This window comes from Aerosakkonema sp. BLCC-F183, from assembly GCF_041929145.1.
Classification (GTDB): domain Bacteria; phylum Cyanobacteriota; class Cyanobacteriia; order Cyanobacteriales; family Aerosakkonemataceae; genus Aerosakkonema.
This window is the reverse complement of the sequence record NZ_JBHFNU010000061.1, coordinates 93,772-108,617: the sequence shown is the minus strand read 5'-3', so window position 1 is coordinate 108,617 and position 14,846 is coordinate 93,772. Positions and strand designations below refer to the sequence as shown.

The 14,846-nt window shown below is 43.2% G+C and carries 20 protein-coding genes; 13 read left to right on the top strand and 7 right to left on the bottom strand.

What is annotated here, in order from left to right; translation table 11 throughout:
* Positions 1–48: 48 nt before the first annotated feature.
* Positions 49–180: a hypothetical protein gene (locus tag ACE1CD_RS17705; RefSeq protein ID WP_374794162.1), complete on the bottom strand. Its 132-nt coding sequence runs from the start codon at positions 178–180 to the stop codon at positions 49–51.
* Positions 181–215: 35 nt separating this feature from the next.
* Positions 216–434, bottom strand: a complete 219-nt coding sequence (locus tag ACE1CD_RS17700) for an AAA family ATPase (protein WP_374825813.1) — start codon at positions 432–434, stop codon at positions 216–218.
* A gap of 145 nt (positions 435–579) precedes the next feature.
* Between ACE1CD_RS17700 and ACE1CD_RS17695 the strand changes: the two genes are divergently transcribed.
* The 4 genes from ACE1CD_RS17695 (at position 580) to ACE1CD_RS17680 (ending at position 1,804) form a co-directional block, all read left to right on the top strand.
* On the top strand, positions 580–813 hold the full coding sequence (locus tag ACE1CD_RS17695) for a hypothetical protein (RefSeq protein WP_374794164.1): 234 nt from the start codon (positions 580–582) through the stop codon (positions 811–813).
* Entirely contained in the window at positions 806–1,102 is a 297-nt protein-coding gene (locus tag ACE1CD_RS17690; RefSeq protein WP_374825811.1) for a type II toxin-antitoxin system RelE/ParE family toxin, read from the top strand. The genes ACE1CD_RS17695 and ACE1CD_RS17690 overlap by 8 nt, the downstream gene beginning before the upstream one ends.
* A 216-nt stretch (positions 1,103–1,318) precedes the next feature.
* Positions 1,319–1,582, top strand: a complete 264-nt coding sequence (locus tag ACE1CD_RS17685) for a hypothetical protein (RefSeq protein ID WP_374825809.1) — start codon at positions 1,319–1,321, stop codon at positions 1,580–1,582.
* Positions 1,583–1,804 carry a type II toxin-antitoxin system VapC family toxin gene (locus ACE1CD_RS17680; protein ID WP_374825807.1) on the top strand — a complete coding sequence of 74 codons (222 nt, stop codon included), beginning with the start codon at positions 1,583–1,585 and terminating at the stop codon, positions 1,802–1,804.
* Between the two features lie 616 nt (positions 1,805–2,420).
* Here ACE1CD_RS17680 and ACE1CD_RS17675 read toward each other — a convergent pair.
* Positions 2,421–3,761, bottom strand: a complete 1,341-nt coding sequence (locus ACE1CD_RS17675; protein ID WP_374825805.1) for a GTPase — start codon at positions 3,759–3,761, stop codon at positions 2,421–2,423.
* A 183-nt stretch (positions 3,762–3,944) separates the two neighbouring features.
* On the opposite strand from ACE1CD_RS17675, the gene ACE1CD_RS17670 reads away from it, so the two are divergent.
* The 4 genes from ACE1CD_RS17670 to ACE1CD_RS17655 all read left to right on the top strand — a co-directional run bounded on the left by ACE1CD_RS17670 (position 3,945) and on the right by ACE1CD_RS17655 (position 7,831).
* A complete protein-coding gene (locus ACE1CD_RS17670) occupies positions 3,945–5,315 on the top strand; it encodes an NB-ARC domain-containing protein (protein WP_374825803.1) in 1,371 nt (456 codons plus the stop codon).
* Positions 5,316–5,451: 136 nt separating this feature from the next.
* Positions 5,452–5,712 carry a hypothetical protein gene (locus ACE1CD_RS17665; protein WP_374794172.1) on the top strand — a complete coding sequence of 87 codons (261 nt, stop codon included), beginning with the start codon at positions 5,452–5,454 and terminating at the stop codon, positions 5,710–5,712.
* Positions 5,713–5,721: 9 nt separating this feature from the next.
* Positions 5,722–6,162, top strand: a complete 441-nt coding sequence (locus tag ACE1CD_RS17660; RefSeq protein ID WP_374825801.1) for an HNH endonuclease — start codon at positions 5,722–5,724, stop codon at positions 6,160–6,162.
* 364 nt (positions 6,163–6,526) lie between these two features.
* Positions 6,527–7,831, top strand: coding sequence for a GNAT family N-acetyltransferase (locus ACE1CD_RS17655; RefSeq protein WP_374825799.1), 1,305 nt, complete (start codon positions 6,527–6,529; stop codon positions 7,829–7,831).
* A 2-nt stretch (positions 7,832–7,833) separates the two neighbouring features.
* Here ACE1CD_RS17655 and ACE1CD_RS17650 read toward each other — a convergent pair whose 3' ends face one another.
* Complete coding sequence (locus ACE1CD_RS17650; RefSeq protein WP_374794175.1) at positions 7,834–8,001, bottom strand: hypothetical protein; 168 nt, start codon at positions 7,999–8,001, stop codon at positions 7,834–7,836.
* 88 nt (positions 8,002–8,089) lie between these two features.
* On the opposite strand from ACE1CD_RS17650, the gene ruvX reads away from it, so the two are divergent.
* From ruvX to proB, 5 genes are all read left to right on the top strand, one after another.
* Positions 8,090–8,590 carry a Holliday junction resolvase RuvX gene (gene ruvX, locus ACE1CD_RS17645; RefSeq protein WP_374794176.1) on the top strand — a complete coding sequence of 167 codons (501 nt, stop codon included), beginning with the start codon at positions 8,090–8,092 and terminating at the stop codon, positions 8,588–8,590.
* Positions 8,591–8,615: 25 nt separating this feature from the next.
* Positions 8,616–9,182: a DUF3727 domain-containing protein gene (locus tag ACE1CD_RS17640; protein ID WP_374794177.1), complete on the top strand. Its 567-nt coding sequence runs from the start codon at positions 8,616–8,618 to the stop codon at positions 9,180–9,182.
* 9 nt (positions 9,183–9,191) lie between these two features.
* Positions 9,192–10,289, top strand: coding sequence for an endolytic transglycosylase MltG (mltG, locus tag ACE1CD_RS17635; RefSeq protein ID WP_374794178.1), 1,098 nt, complete (start codon positions 9,192–9,194; stop codon positions 10,287–10,289).
* A gap of 68 nt (positions 10,290–10,357) precedes the next feature.
* The gene (locus tag ACE1CD_RS17630; protein WP_374825797.1) at positions 10,358–10,906 is read left to right on the top strand and encodes a YqeG family HAD IIIA-type phosphatase; all 549 of its coding nucleotides are present in this window, start codon (positions 10,358–10,360) and stop codon (positions 10,904–10,906) included.
* Between the two features lie 290 nt (positions 10,907–11,196).
* Entirely contained in the window at positions 11,197–12,309 is a 1,113-nt protein-coding gene (gene proB / locus ACE1CD_RS17625) for a glutamate 5-kinase (protein ID WP_374794211.1), read from the top strand.
* A gap of 198 nt (positions 12,310–12,507) precedes the next feature.
* On the opposite strand, the gene ACE1CD_RS17620 is transcribed toward proB, so the two are convergent.
* The 3 genes from ACE1CD_RS17620 to trxA all read right to left on the bottom strand — a co-directional run bounded on the left by ACE1CD_RS17620 (position 12,508) and on the right by trxA (position 14,703).
* A complete protein-coding gene (locus ACE1CD_RS17620) occupies positions 12,508–12,702 on the bottom strand; it encodes a hypothetical protein (RefSeq protein WP_374825795.1) in 195 nt (64 codons plus the stop codon).
* Between the two features lie 328 nt (positions 12,703–13,030).
* Positions 13,031–14,098, bottom strand: a complete 1,068-nt coding sequence (locus tag ACE1CD_RS17615) for an LOG family protein (RefSeq protein WP_374825794.1) — start codon at positions 14,096–14,098, stop codon at positions 13,031–13,033.
* 281 nt (positions 14,099–14,379) lie between these two features.
* A complete protein-coding gene (gene trxA / locus ACE1CD_RS17610) occupies positions 14,380–14,703 on the bottom strand; it encodes a thioredoxin (protein ID WP_190464556.1) in 324 nt (107 codons plus the stop codon).
* Positions 14,704–14,846 lie beyond the last annotated feature (143 nt).

The following is a 14,846-nucleotide window of genomic DNA, read 5'->3' as shown; positions in this document are numbered from 1 at the left end:
CGCTATTTAGGGTCTGAAAGTGTTATGGGATAACTGTTTGCTGGCTATTTAATGCAAATAACCTAATTCGGTAAAAATATTTCTGACAGCTTCTTTAAACTTTTGATAATAAGGTAAACTATTCAGTTTGTTTAATTCTATTTGTTGTGCGATCGGCTGATATAATTCACCAATAGTCAATTCTCGACGGCGACGTTGAGTTTTCTGATTTCCAGCTACACGAATTGCCGATTCAATAAAGCTCCGATTGCATTTTTAGGATCGCCAGTTTGTAAATATTCAATTACTTTTGTTAAATTCAGCTTACGTTGTAAAACATCAAATAAATTACTTTTACCTGATGCGTTTACTCCGGCAATTACAGTTAAAGCTGTAAATTCCATCTCAAAATTATGAAATGATTTGAAGCCATTGATTTTAATGTAAGTTAGCATTGATTAATTAACCAACGAAAGAATCAATATCAAAATTATACCATAATCTATGCTTGGTGATAGGGGAGTGCGATCGCACTCACTTCCAAAAACAGAAGTTGCAGGTTATAATGGGTAAGTGATATTGCCCATACTGCAATTGTCTATGAACACCACTAACGAGATTCGCCAACAGGTCAAACAATACGTCGATCGATTATCCCCTGAACGATTGCGTGTTGCTGCTGATTTTTTAGCTTATTTAGCAGAACGGGAAAGTAACGAAGCAACTCAGGAATTGTTAGAAATTCCCGGTTTTGTTGCAGCTTTTGAACGGGGGAAAGAAGATGTTGCTGCGGGAAGGGTAACTGACTGGCAAAAAGTACGAGACGATGTATAGAGTACAGTTATCACTTGAAGCAGAGCAGTTTTATGCTTCTGCTAATCTCCCGTTAGCGAAAAAGCTTGCTAGATGCTTTGAGCGACTGCAAGAAGATCCTCTCAATCATCCAAATATTAAACCTTTGAAAGGAAATTTTGCTGGTTATTACCGCTATCGTGTTGGTGACTATCGTGTGGTTTATTATATTAAAGATAATGTTGTTACTGATGTTGATATCAATAGTGAAGAAGATGAAGGTCGAGTTATTGTGGTTGTAATTGCTCACCGCCGCGACGTATACGAGTAAGTTTTAATATTTGCGATCGCACCTATTCAACCTTTACCAAAAACTTCGTAGGGTGCGTCAGATAGTTAAGTTAATTGTTTGATCGATAACTTTTTGGGTTTGATGTAAACTATGAGATAGGCGATCGCACTCGATCGCACTCTGCACATCTTTATGATATAATTACTCTATCAAAGCACATAAAATAAAAATTTACAACTATTTAGCCCAAAAATTATGGCCACAAAAAATTTGAATCAGATAATTGAACAGCTTGATACACTTGAAATAGAAGAGATTCAGCAACTTAATCAAACAATTCAAAAATATCTGACCGAGCGAGAAGAAAGTACTAAGAAAGCAGCATTTCACCAAGCTTTGATTAATTCTGGATTAGTGAAGCAGATTAAGCATCCTGCATATCAACCGATCGAGGAGAGAAAATTAATTCAGGTGGAGGGAAAAGCTGTTTCTGAAACTATCATTGAGGAACGGCGTTAAATGGCAATTTACTTCATCGATAGTAGCGCCTTGGTCAAGCGTTATATTAGCGAAATTGGCTCGGCTTGGGTTTTAGGGCTATTCGACCCAACTTTAAATAATGAGGTATTTATTGCCGCAATAACTGGTGTCGAAATTATTGCTGCAATTACGCGGCGATCGCGCAGTGGAAGTATTAGCATTACAGATGCAACATTAATACGCAATCAGTTTGATGATTGAAAATCCTAATAATTATCCATAACTATCGTACTTGCATCATTGTCAGTTAGTCTCAAAACCTACAAGCAAAACCCGCAAGGGAATAAATTCCCTTGCTAACAGCGAAAGTCCACTAAAGTGGACTGGGAGAAGATTTCAGTCCACTTTAGTGGACTTTCGCTATTAGACGGGGGTTTTAACCCCCGTCGGGTTATTGCAACAGGTGCAAGATCTCTGTAGGGAAATTATTATTCCTAATGCAGTGCGATCGGAAGTAGTTAAAGCGAAGAGTTGCTCGTACTTTATGTCAAGTTAGTTATCTCATCGATAACTTTTTGGGTTTGATGTAAACTATGAGATAGGCGATCGCACTTGCAGCATTGTCAGTTAGTCTCAAAACCTACAAGCAAAACCCGCAAGGGAATAAATTCCCTTGCTAACAGCGAAAGTCCACTAAAGTGGACTGAAATCTTCTCCCAGTCCACTTTAGTGGACTTTCGCTATTAGACGGGGGTTTTAACCCCCGTCGGGTTATTGCAACAGGTGCAAGATCTCAGCAGGGAAATTATTATTCCTAATCGCAAATCCAAACCGTAATAATTGCACTTATCTCCATCATATCACATATCAAAACAAATTAATAATTTTCTAAATCATTGAGAATATTCTTACAATAATTGATAACTATGCCTCGATTTACTTTAGTCCAATCATCAATTTTTTGTTTAGCGTGTAATTCTTCAATCTGACTCTTCATATCTTTAGCCTCATCTTCAGACAAATTTTTCCCCCGACCAAAACCATTATGCTCAAGTCCCCAGACAATAGCTAATAAATTTTTAACGCTATCCTCAATCTGTGCTGATGTTATGGTTATATTTACTCGATCGTCACTATCAGAAAATACCGCTAAACTTCCTAAACTTGCTCCTATTGCGCCAAATATTTTTGCTCCCTCAATTCCACCTGGGATTGTAGCTAAACCACCACTTAAGCCCCCTGTAATTACAGCACCTACAAGTCCTCCAACAATAGCACCAATAGTACCAAAAACTGCTGCTAAACCCGTAGTCATTCCTAATCTTCCAGGAATAGAAATTATTTCTTGTGTTTTCAATATCTCCTTTGTTTTGAATATCAAATTTTCTGCGGAATCGGTTGGATATTCAGCAGCAACTTCATATAATTGGCTGACATAGGCAATAAATTTTACTGTTTCTTTGTATATTGCTCTTGCAATTTTTTCTCGACATTCTATTTCTCGATATAGAGATTCACCTTTCTTACCGGAGACTCTAATTTCTTGCCAAATTTCAACACTTTCAGCTAAGGTTTCACAAACTTCCTCTCTAATTTTTGTTTGACGTACTTTAAATTTATTTAATCTTTCTGAAAACTCTGCTTTTTGGCTATCATCCAGAATCTCACAAATAGCATCATAAATTTTTTTCTCTTTAGAACGCTTATCCCAATGAGCATCAAAAACTATAACATTAGCAATACCTTTCTGATTCAACACTTCAGTCCATTGAAGACAAAGGTTGTCAACTTCTTCTAAATTACTGCCTAGTAAGTTTTTGTGATATTGATTTAAAACACCTACAACTTTAGGTTGTATTCTTTTAATAATATCAATTAGTGTTTTATCAGAATCCTTAGCAGCATCGCTTAAATTACCTAAATAAATAACAACATCACTTCGTTTAATTACATCTATAGCTTTAAAATCATATTTTAATTCTTTTATATATTCTTCCGGTAATGATACTCCCTCTAAATATAATGAAACAAGATCGGCGTGTTGAAAGCCTGGAGTGTCAATAAAAGTTGCTTGAAGTCCCTTGTAGTAATAAAATTCCCCTTCTATGGTAACATTTGGTGAATTCCTAACTTCGCCAACGTCCATTCGCATTAAAGTTCTAATGAGGGTTGTCTTACCGAAATTGGCGTGTCCAGCTACAGCAATTTTAATAGTCATATCTGATGTATGAGTACCCTTTTTGACATACAGTAAAGTATTGTTTCGGAACCCTGCCACACAAAAAAACTTGATTTCCCTCTGTCTTTTGTAAAAAAATCTAACAAAAACCCTCGAAAACCCTCGATATTCTGCCGTGAAATTAAGCTATAATGGCTGAAATCCTCACTAAATCTAGCATCTATGCCTGTAACGGAAATTTTACAATGGGTGGATCAGTTAGTGTTCAAGCAAACAGGAAACCATCTCAATAACTTACAAAAGAATGTAGTTCAAGGAATTTGGGAAGGTAAAACTTACGCTGAAATCGCAAAAGAGTTTGGTTATCATAGTGAAAATCATATCGGCAATGTTAGCCGTGAATTATATAAAATTTTATCTAACCAATTGGGAGAAGATATTAATAAATCAAATTTCTGTTCGACAATAGAGAGATTAAAAAATTCGTTTAATTGGCCTAATTCTTCACAGGTAATTTGCATAGGCAACAATAGTAGTTTTAATGTATGCCCATTAAATCAAAAAAATAATAGTAATTCTAATAAAGACAATCAAATTAATCTGACAGAAAAATCATATCACGACCTAACCCTAGCACCAAAAATCACCCATTTCTACGATCGCACTCTCGAACTCCAAACCCTCTCCCGCTGGTTAACCACCCAAAACCCCCGTCTCATCTCGGTTTTAGGACTCAGCGGTATCGGTAAAACCACCCTCGTTAAACAGTTCGTTGACCTAAATCTATCACAATTCGATGTCATCATCTGGAAAAGCATCAAACTATCCCCTTTTTTAGATACAATTATCACCGATATTTTCACACTGATCAATTCCGAACTTATTCAAACTGACAATAAATTAACTCAACTATTCAACCTTCTCCGCCAGCAAAAATGTTTGATCGTACTTGATGATGTGCAAGACTTATTTACTAGCGGACAATTGGCAGGAAACTACAAAACTGAATATAAAGACTACAAAACATTTTTTACCATGATGACCGAAATCGAACATCAAAGTAGTTTAATCTTAATCGGTCAAGAACAATGCCAAGAAATGCTCTGTTTAGATGAGCAGTTATATCCTGTTAAATGTTTAGATTTAAAAGGTTTAGATAATACGGACATCCTGAAAAATTGGGGATTGAAAGATGAGCAAAGCTGGTTAGCGTTGCTCAATCTATATGAAGGCAATCCTGTTTATTTGAAAGATATTGTTAGTACGATCAAAAGTATTTTTGGTGGTAAAGTATCTGATTTTTTAAGGGAAGACACTCTGCTGTTAACGGAAGAGATGAAATTTCGGTTAGGTGAATTGTTCGATCGACTATCACCTATAGAGCAACAAATTGTTTTAGAATTGAGTAAATCTAATCAACCCGTGTCAAGAGAGGATTTAAGAGACGCTTTAGCTTTGTCATCAACAGATTTTATCAATGGGTTACAATCTTTGCAAAAACGCTATTTAGTTAAATCAATAGAAGGGGAGAAAGTTTTGTTTGATTTATCTCCTGTTTTTCGAGAATATGTGAGGATTTATTGTCAAAAATAATACTTATTTAAAGTGTGGCGAATGAAGTGCGATCGATCTGCGCTAGGCATATCATTTATTTAGTTATTAGCTAAGGTTGGTTGATTGTTATATAATGTCAATATAACTCCATCTCATCACTGTTGACAAGGTAACAATGACTGCTTTACTTAAAACTCAGAAAATCTATGATGAATTCATTGATTTTATTGCCAAAGGCACAACTCCAGAAAGTATGGCTAAATTTCAATTTTCCGAAGCAACAAAAGAACAGATAGAAGATTTAGTTGAACGCGCTAAAATTGGCGAAATATCTGAGCAAGAAAAAAACGAAATTGCTCAATTATTGGTTGTCGAGCATATCATTCGATTGGCTAAAGCTAAAGCTCATAAATACCTTCAATCAGTAGCGCAATAGATAAAGCTTATGTCTCGTATCTACATAACTAAAGAACTGAAACAATTAGTAACTCAACGGGCTGATTGTCTGTGTGAATATTGTTTAATTTCTGAAGAAGATAGCGGCGGTTGTCAATTTGACCACATTATCAGTATCAAGCACGGTGGCGAAACGACGGCGGAAAACTTAGCATACTCTTGTTTATATTGCAATCTCAATAAAGGCACAGATTTAGGTTCGATTATTTGGCGGACAGGTGAACTGGTGAGATTTTTTAATCCCAGACGCGATCGCTGGAGCGAACATTTCCGTTTGGAGGGTGCAACAATTCAACCTTTGACGGAAATTGGGGAAGTAACAGAGAGAATATTTCAGTTTAATCAGAGCGATCGCATCCTGGAAACACAACTTTTAATTGATGTTAACAGATACCCTTCCCCTCCAGCTTTAAAACGAATCAACGATTAACAGAATCATCCCAATAAATCCGCTATGAAGCCTTGTTATTTTCTACCTCTTCTTCCTCCCGTTCGGGGCGTGTACGGGTTTCTGGAATTACTTAACTTGTGTAATGGTACGTAGTTTTCGAGCGAGTAATAATACTTAGCCAATCTCGATAAAAATATACAATTTCCAGGGAAAATTCGCAAGTAAAAAGCAGCGAAAGCAGTTAAGATCGTAACAATAACCGCCGCTACTAGCAATTGCTTTTTAAGCGGAGCGGGTGAAAAATATTCCTAAAGATATCGTGAGAGCGGTTCTCCTGTTAAAGAACCCGCTTTACGAGTCGAGTGGTACACTGAAACTGATACCTCCGCGAACCCGTCTTCACATGACCGAATTTAACGCCCAAGAGCCAAAAGTTGTCATCCGTCCAGTCCAATACCGGGATCTGGAAGCGCTCGAACAGATTTTTACACAGGCGTGTGAGGCAGAAGACCACAGCTGCTGTGCTGACACAAAAAGGCAGCTGCAAAGGGTTCGCAGCTGGTACTGGTTATTCAAGTTGTTGAGTTGGTTTCCCAACCCGTTCCAGTATAAGTTCTGCGCTTATGTGGCCCAACAAGAGCAGCAAGTTCGGGGCACAATTCAAATATCCCCGTTTAATCGCACGCGCAGTACTTGGCGAGTAGAACAGGTGGTGGTTGACCCAAAAGCACGCAGCCAAAGCATAGGTTCCCAATTGCTGCGCTACTGCTTCGAGACGATTTGGGAAGCACGCACTTGGTTGCTAGAAGTAAATATTCACGATAAAACGACACTGGCTCTGTATCGACAAAATGGCTTTCAGCCCTTAGCCCAAATGACTTATTGGGCGATCGCACCGGATATACTCCAAGAACTGCAACAAGGAGAACCGGATTTACCTAACCTATTGCCGGTCAGCAACGCCGATGCCCAACTGCTCTATCAACTCGATACCGCATCCATGCCCCCTTTGGTGCGGCAAGTATTCGATCGCCACGTCCAAGACTTCAAAACCAGCTTCTTTGGCGCTTTAATAGAAGGATTGAAACAATGGTTTGGCCAAACCGAAGTAGTAAGCGGCTACGTGTTTGAAACGCAGCGCAAAGCAGCGATCGGTTATTTTCAAATCCAACTCAGCCGCAACGGTTCCGTGCCCCACACCGCCCAACTGACGGTTCATCCCGCCTACACCTGGCTTTATCCGGAATTGCTAGCCCAGATGGCCCGCATCGCCCAAGATTTCCCGCCCCAATCTTTGCAACTAGCTTCAGCCGACTACCAACCAGAACGAGAAGAATATCTAGAACAACTCGGCGCTGAACGAGTGCAACATACCCTCCTGATGTCTCGTTCCGTTTGGCATAAGCTGCGGGAATCGAAACTGGTATCCTTAGAAGGACTGCCCTTGTCTGAAGTGCTGCAAGGTTTGCAGCGCTCTCGCCAACCAGTACCGGGAAGAATGTCTTGGTTGCGATCGCGGCAGCTAGCAATGCCAGAATCGGCAAGAACTGATTTAGCATCGAACGTTTCCGGGCAACCAGGGTCAAAATCGGAATCTGCCTCGGAAACAGTCGGAGGCGTCGCTTTTAAAGTATCTCGCAACGGTTCCTCTGGCAACTCATCCAACGTCGATGGCGGCGAAACTCACCAAGAAAAACCTTCTTGCTAGGGTTAATCAACAGTGAGCGTTTTTCTAACAATCGCTAACAAATGTTCATCTTTGAGAATCTGGAGCAGCATTCTAACCGTTCCCGTTTTTGTAGCTCCGGTTGCCTTGCAGTATGCCTCAAGTAGCGCAATATCTTCCTCTGGCAGTCTTAAATCTAGTCGCTTTGACATATTTTTGTCAGGCTTATGCTGTACAATATTGATATGCTACTAGGTTTTAAGACAGAACTCAAACTTAACAATACCCAGCGGATAAAGGATGAATGATGAAAATAGCCCCCCTGCCCCTCTGCCCCCCTGCCCCCCTGCGGCCATAACGAAAAACACTCAACAGGGGACGATATCAGCACTGGGATTGGATGTCGGTAGCAAGCGCATAGGGGTAGCCGGATGCGATCGCATCGGTCTGATTGCCACAGGTCTGACCACGATCGAGCGCAAATCGTTCGAGCGGGATGTGCAGCATTTGAGGGAACTTGTAGCCGATCGACAGGCAGAAGTCCTTGTCATTGGCTTACCTTATTCCATGAACGGAACTTTAGGTTTTCAAGCTCGACAAGTACAGAAATTTGCCCAGCGCGTCGGCAAAGCCTTGCAATTGCCTGTAGAGTATGTTGACGAACGACTAACCTCATTTCAGGCGGAAGAAATGTTAAAAGGGGCCAAAAAATCCCCATCCCGCCATAAAAGTTCGATCGATCGGATTGCTGCGTCCATAATTTTGCAACAATGGTTGGACGAGCGTCGCACGCGGAAATAGCACTCCCCTTGCTTGGAGCCTTCTAATGTCTAAACAGAAAGAAAATGGATATTCTCAAGACGAACCCGTCATCCTCAAGGATGAAGCGGGACGCGAACTAGCCTGTTACATCGAGCGGTTTCTGGAAGTTGAGGGGAAAGAGTACGTTCTCTTATTACCCGTTGACTCACCAGTAGAAATTTTTGCTTGGAATGAAGATTTCGAGGAGGAAGAGGCAGCAACTCTCATAGAAGACGACGAGAGCATTAACAAAATCTTTCCTACTGCCCAAGCTGTCCTGGCAGAGCAAGACCTCGTTCTCAAGCACACCGCATTCTCTCTGACCGTAGCCGGTGAATTGCCAGAAGTGGACGAAGAAGAAATTCTCACCCTGGAAATTGAGGATGAAATATCCCAGCAACAGCCAGAAGAGTTGCAGTTCCTGGCCAGTTTTTACCACGAGGAACAGGAATACGCCATTTACACACCCCTCGATCCGCTGTTATTCTTTGGTCGTCTGACTCAAGGGGGTAAAGCCGAGTTACTTTCCCCAGAAGAATTTCAAAGGGTGCAGCCAATGCTAGAAGAACAATTGTTCGATGAATTGGAATAAGGTAAAGCTATGCGCCTCTCCAAGTGGTTGTTTTATCTTGCCCTATTCCCAGCGGTGCTGCTAGGAAGCGCTTGGCAAGGCTGGGCTTGGTGGAGTTGGGCTTCTGGGCCCCCGCAGGGAGCAGTACCCGCCACAGCACCGCCGGAATCCAAAAAATGGGTGCAAATTCGTATTCCGCCAGGAACTTCTAGTTCCCAAATTGGCCGGGATTTGGAGTCTGCCGGTTTGATTCGTTCGGCGCAAGCTTGGAACTTGTGGGCGCGTTGGTTGTCCGTGCAAAACAAGCCGGGGTTTAAGGCAGGTACCTACCAGTTATCCCCCACGCAGTCGCTGCCAGAAATAGCGGCGGAAGTTACTACAGGCAAAGAGTTACAGCGTAGCTTCACTATTCCGGAAGGTTGGTCGCGCAAGCAGATGGCAGCTTATTTTGAATCTCAAGGCTTTTTCAAAGCCCAAGATTTTTTAGCTGCCGCCAGCCAGATCCCTCGCGATCGCTTTCCCTGGCTACCCAGCGCCATACCTCACTTGGAAGGCTTTTTGTACCCAGATACCTATCAGGTAGCAGCAACGGGTTCGATAACGCCTCAAAGCATTATCAACACAATGCTCAAACGCTTTGAGGAATTAGCTTTGCCGGTCTATCAAAAAGACCCAAACCGAACCCAGTACAGCCTGCTCCAGTGGGCGACTCTAGCCAGTATCGTAGAAAAAGAGGCGGTGCTTCCTGTGGAACGCCCTCGCATTGCCGGAGTTTTTATCCGACGTTTGCGCCAGGGTATGAAACTGGAATCTGACCCAACGGTTGAGTACGGATTGAATATTCAGCAAACCGCAGATCGACCTTTAACGTTCAAGCAAGTTGGGACGCCTTCTCCCTATAATACCTATCTCAATCGAGGTCTGCCGCCGACTCCGATCGCCAGTCCCGGATTGGCCAGTCTCAAAGCAGTCCTCAATCCTGAAGATACGGAATATCTGTTTTTTGTGGCTCGCTACGATGGCAGTCATGTGTTCAGTCGCACCCTGGCAGAACACGAAGCCGCTGTTGTGGCAATCCGAAAACAACGCGCCGCCCGACGTCAAGAGGAATTAAAAATTAAAAATTAAAATGGCAACTTTTGATTTATAGTTTTTTGTTCCCAATCGCCTTTTCACCAGTCACTTCACTATCGCTTATGTCTTGGGTAGCTCACCTACAGCCCGATCTAGTTCTGGAGGGCTCAATTTTGAGTCTGACACCGCAAATGCTAGAACAATATAACCTCAAGGGTCTGGTATTGGATGTGGATGAAACTCTCGTACCTATGAAGGTACAACAGGCTTCTGAGGAACTCCGGCTATGGGTAGATGAAATCAGACAAGTGGCCCAGATGTGGCTGGTGAGCAATAACCTCAGCGAAACTCGCATTGGCGGAATTGCCCGCTCTTTGAATTTGCCTTATCTGCACAGTGCTAGCAAGCCTTCGCGACGGAAATTAAGACAAGCTGTCGCCCAGATGAATTTAGGGGTGGAACAGGTGGGGATGGTGGGCGATCGCTTGTTTACAGATGTGCTGGCTGGCAATCGTCTGGGTATGTTCACCATCTTGGTAGATCCGATCGTCGATTCCGGTCAAGCTGTGCAGTCCTACCCGGTACGGAATCTGGAAGTTTGGCTTTCTCAAATCCTGGGCGCAACTTTGTCAGCAAAGCAACAAAACTTAAAACAGCATTACAAACCCTGACAAAGGGAAACATAAAAAAATTATTATGAAATTCTGATTTTTTTGAAAATCGTGGCATTGTGTATATTGGTTGAAATGGGGTCAGCCGAGATAAAGACCCTAACCATAAATCACTGTGAATACCTCTACAAGCGTCAGCCTTCCACCCGGAAACGGCTGACGCTTTAAAATTTTGGATCGGTCACTCGATGCAAGGATTTGGGATTGGCTGGCCCTTGAAACGCCTGTCATCAACGATTAGCGATCGGCAAGCACAAATGGCTCAAGAAAGTCTACAATGTGAGATCGCTATGTCTGAAATAATAGTAGTCAAAATTGGCACATCCAGCCTCACCGATCCGTCTACGGGGAATCTGGCCCTTTCTACCATCGCCGCTTTAATCGAAACCCTCACTCACCTTCGCACATCGGGACACCGCGTCATACTGGTATCATCGGGAGCGGTGGGGGTGGGCTGCGCTCGTCTGGGACTGCGGGAAAGACCGCGCAGTATGGCCTTGAAGCAGGCGGTGGCAGCTGTGGGGCAGGGACGCTTGATGCGGATCTACGATGATTTGTTCACTTCTCTGGAACAGCCGATCGCGCAGGTATTGCTGACTCGCAGCGATTTGATGCAGCGCAGCCGCTATCTTAACGCTTACAATACGTTCCAAGAACTGCTGCGCCTGGGCGTTATCCCAGTGGTGAACGAAAATGACACTGTGGCAATTGACGAGTTGAAGTTTGGCGATAACGATACTCTCTCTGCCAGAGTCGCCAGCTTGTTGGAGGCAGATTGGTTGTTTTTATTAACAGATGTCGATCGCCTTTATTCAGCCGATCCCCGTAACAATCCAGATGCACAACCGATTAATCTTGTCAAGGAAATCGACGAACTCGCAGAATTACAGGTAGAAACTGGCGATCGGGGTTCTCCGTGGGGCACTGGTGGTATGGTCACCAAAATTGCTGCCGCCCGCATTGCTACGGCGGCTGGTGTCAGAACTGTAATTACCGAAGGTAGGTCGCCTCGCAACATCACCAAAATTTTGCAAGGAGAAGCTTTAGGCACCCATTTTGAACCGCAACCCCAACCAAATAAAGCCCGCAAGCGCTGGATTGCCCACGCTTTGGTACCCGTCGGTCAGCTTTACTTGGACAACGGGGCTGTAGCGGCGATCGCTCAGGCGGGGAAATCCCTTCTAGCGGCTGGGATTACGGAAGTTAAGGGAGAGTTCCACGCCTCAGATGCCGTGCTGTTATGCGATGGGGTAGGCCGCGAAATCGCTAGGGGAATCGTAAACTATAGCAGCACTGAGCTACAGAAGATTATAGGTCGTCAATCAGCAGAAATACCGACAATTCTCGGTTATGTAGGTGCCGAAACAGTCGTTCATCGAGATAACCTGGTCTTGAGTAGTTAGTGCGGTGGAAATTAAAAATTAAAAATCTAAACTTAAAAGCGATTTCTCTTAATTAGTCTGTTGGCGCAGCCGGCTACAAGCATTCACCTCAGATAAATCTCGCGTCACAAAACTAAAGCCAATCGATCGCATCTGCAATCTTTTGGCTGATGGCTTGAGATTAAATTTTTAATTTTTAATTGCCAAAGTTTGTAGCGGTTAGTCGTCGGTAGTGGACTTGGGACGGCGACCTTCTGACCGGCACTCTTTAGCCAAGCAGCGTTCGAGAAGTTTCACTCTGTAAACATAACAGAAGCGACGGGGATTCAATTCCAGTTTGGTTGTAGAACTGAATAAGGGCTGGTTGAGATACTGCCAGAGAGGGAATTTAACTGTGCCGTGTTTTGAAGTCATAAACAGAAAACAATATAGAAAATTTGGAAAAGATGCTGCGGTTAGTGCATCTATCTAGAGTCCCATTTTAGGGCGATTGATATCAAGATGCCAAAATTCACAGGCTGTTGTCTTGGTGACGATCGCGGAATGTATGGTGCAATTTTTACTTTGGTTATGTAATTTTACGGTGATACCAGTAGACCGTTGTTACGCAATGATACTGAAAAAAAGGTAGCTTTTAAGGCAGATTGAGGTGATGAGTCGATGGGCAACCGAGAATACGTGATGCGATCGCTACCGAGATCGAATAGCCAAAAAATAGGTGGGCAGTGCCCACCCTACAGAATTATTTGAGTTCGGGATGTTCGGTTTCCGGTGCAGGAATATCCAGCTGGTTAATAGCCGCAATCAGCTGGTACAATCTCCCGAAATCTCGTTGATTGAAGTACAAAGCAAGCCGAGGTAAGTCAAAGGTTTCATCCCCTGCTTCTTGGGGGAAAGCTTTAGTTTTTTCAATCCGTCCCTTGACTAAGATGTCGCTGAAGTTTTCGTTTAACCGCTCGGCATCCTCGTCTTTAAGCTCAGATTTGAGGCGAATGACGAATTGGTCGCCGACATACCGACTGGAGTGGTAAACGCGATAGAAACTGGTGATAGCTTCGCAAGCTACATCCAAATTGTCTGTAATCGTGTAAACGCTGCGGTCTTCCGGGTTCACTAAACCGCGCTGTACCAGGTGCTTGTTAATGTAGGCATCCCAGTCTTTCCAATACTCTCCGCCTGGGCGATCGATCAAAATTAGAGGTACTGGCCCGTACTTGCCTGTTTGACAGAGTGTCAAGCACTCAAAAGCTTCATCTTGGGTGCCAAAACCACCGGGAAACAGACCTACAGCATCGCTTTCTCTCAAGAGAAACAGTTTGCGGGTAAAAAAGTATTTAAAGTGAATCAGTTTTGGGTCACCCGCAATGAATGGGTTTGCTTCCTGCTCAAACGGGAGTTTGATATTCAGCCCAAAGGATTTTTCAGCACCAGCGCCTTCGTTCCCAGCCTGCATGATGCCGCCGCCTCCTCCTGTCATCAACATAAATCCCAGAGCGGTGACGCGACGAGCAAAGTCAACAGCTATCTGGTATTCCGCACTATCCGATGAGAGGCGAGCCGAACCGAAGATAGTGACTTTACGAACGTGCCTATAGGGATAGAATGTCTGGAATCCTCGCTCTAGGTCTTGTAAAGAAGCTGTGAGAATTTTCCAGTCCAGACGATCGATCTCACTCCCAGCAATTCGCAGGAGCGTAGCTAGCGATTGCTCAACCCATTTTTTGTGTCTTAGCGTCGGTAGCCGTTCAACTAACTCCGCCAGGTCTGCCGGGAGAGATTCGTGTGCGTTGAACGAGGGTGTCATAGTCATAATTTTTTTCGCACTGGCGGGTACTCTATTCTAGCGAGATTAGAGCGATTGGATTAAAAAGCGCCTTAGATCCTAATTTATCCAAGACGCTGACAAGACAAAGCTTATTTTACTTAGCACTTTTGGGCTGGTGGGAGGGATAGACTGATAAGAGCGTATTTCCGGAGAAAAATGCCATAAAACCGGACGATAACAGCATTTTTGGCAATTGGATATTTGGCGATTTAGCCAATCGCCCAAATAGCATTATTCAAACGATCGGGCGAGCGAGCGCTTTTCGATTAGAGATACTTCTCCAAAGTGTTGGAGAGAGTAGTTTTCGGAACTGCGCCGACGACCATATCAACCCTCTGACCGCCTTTGAAAATCATCAGCGTGGGAATGCTGCGGATTCCATATTTGCTGGCCACATTAGGATTCTCATCGGTATTTAGTTTGACGACCTTCACCTGGTCTTTGTACTGGTCTGCAATTTCATCGACGACAGGCGCAACCATCCGGCACGGACCGCACCAAGGAGCCCAAAAATCTACTAAAACCGGAATTTCGCTTTGAATTACTTCTTGTTCAAACGTAGCGTCTGTAACTTGTGCAGCTGCTGACATTCCTTGTCTTCCTTGCTGAATATTATCTTTAATTCCTTCGGAATTCTACCATAACCCAAGGAAAGGTTCTTTTCATCCTAAAGTATAGACATTTTTTAGCTTTATACCCAATAATCGATTAGCTGTCGGCTGCTTGGGGAAAT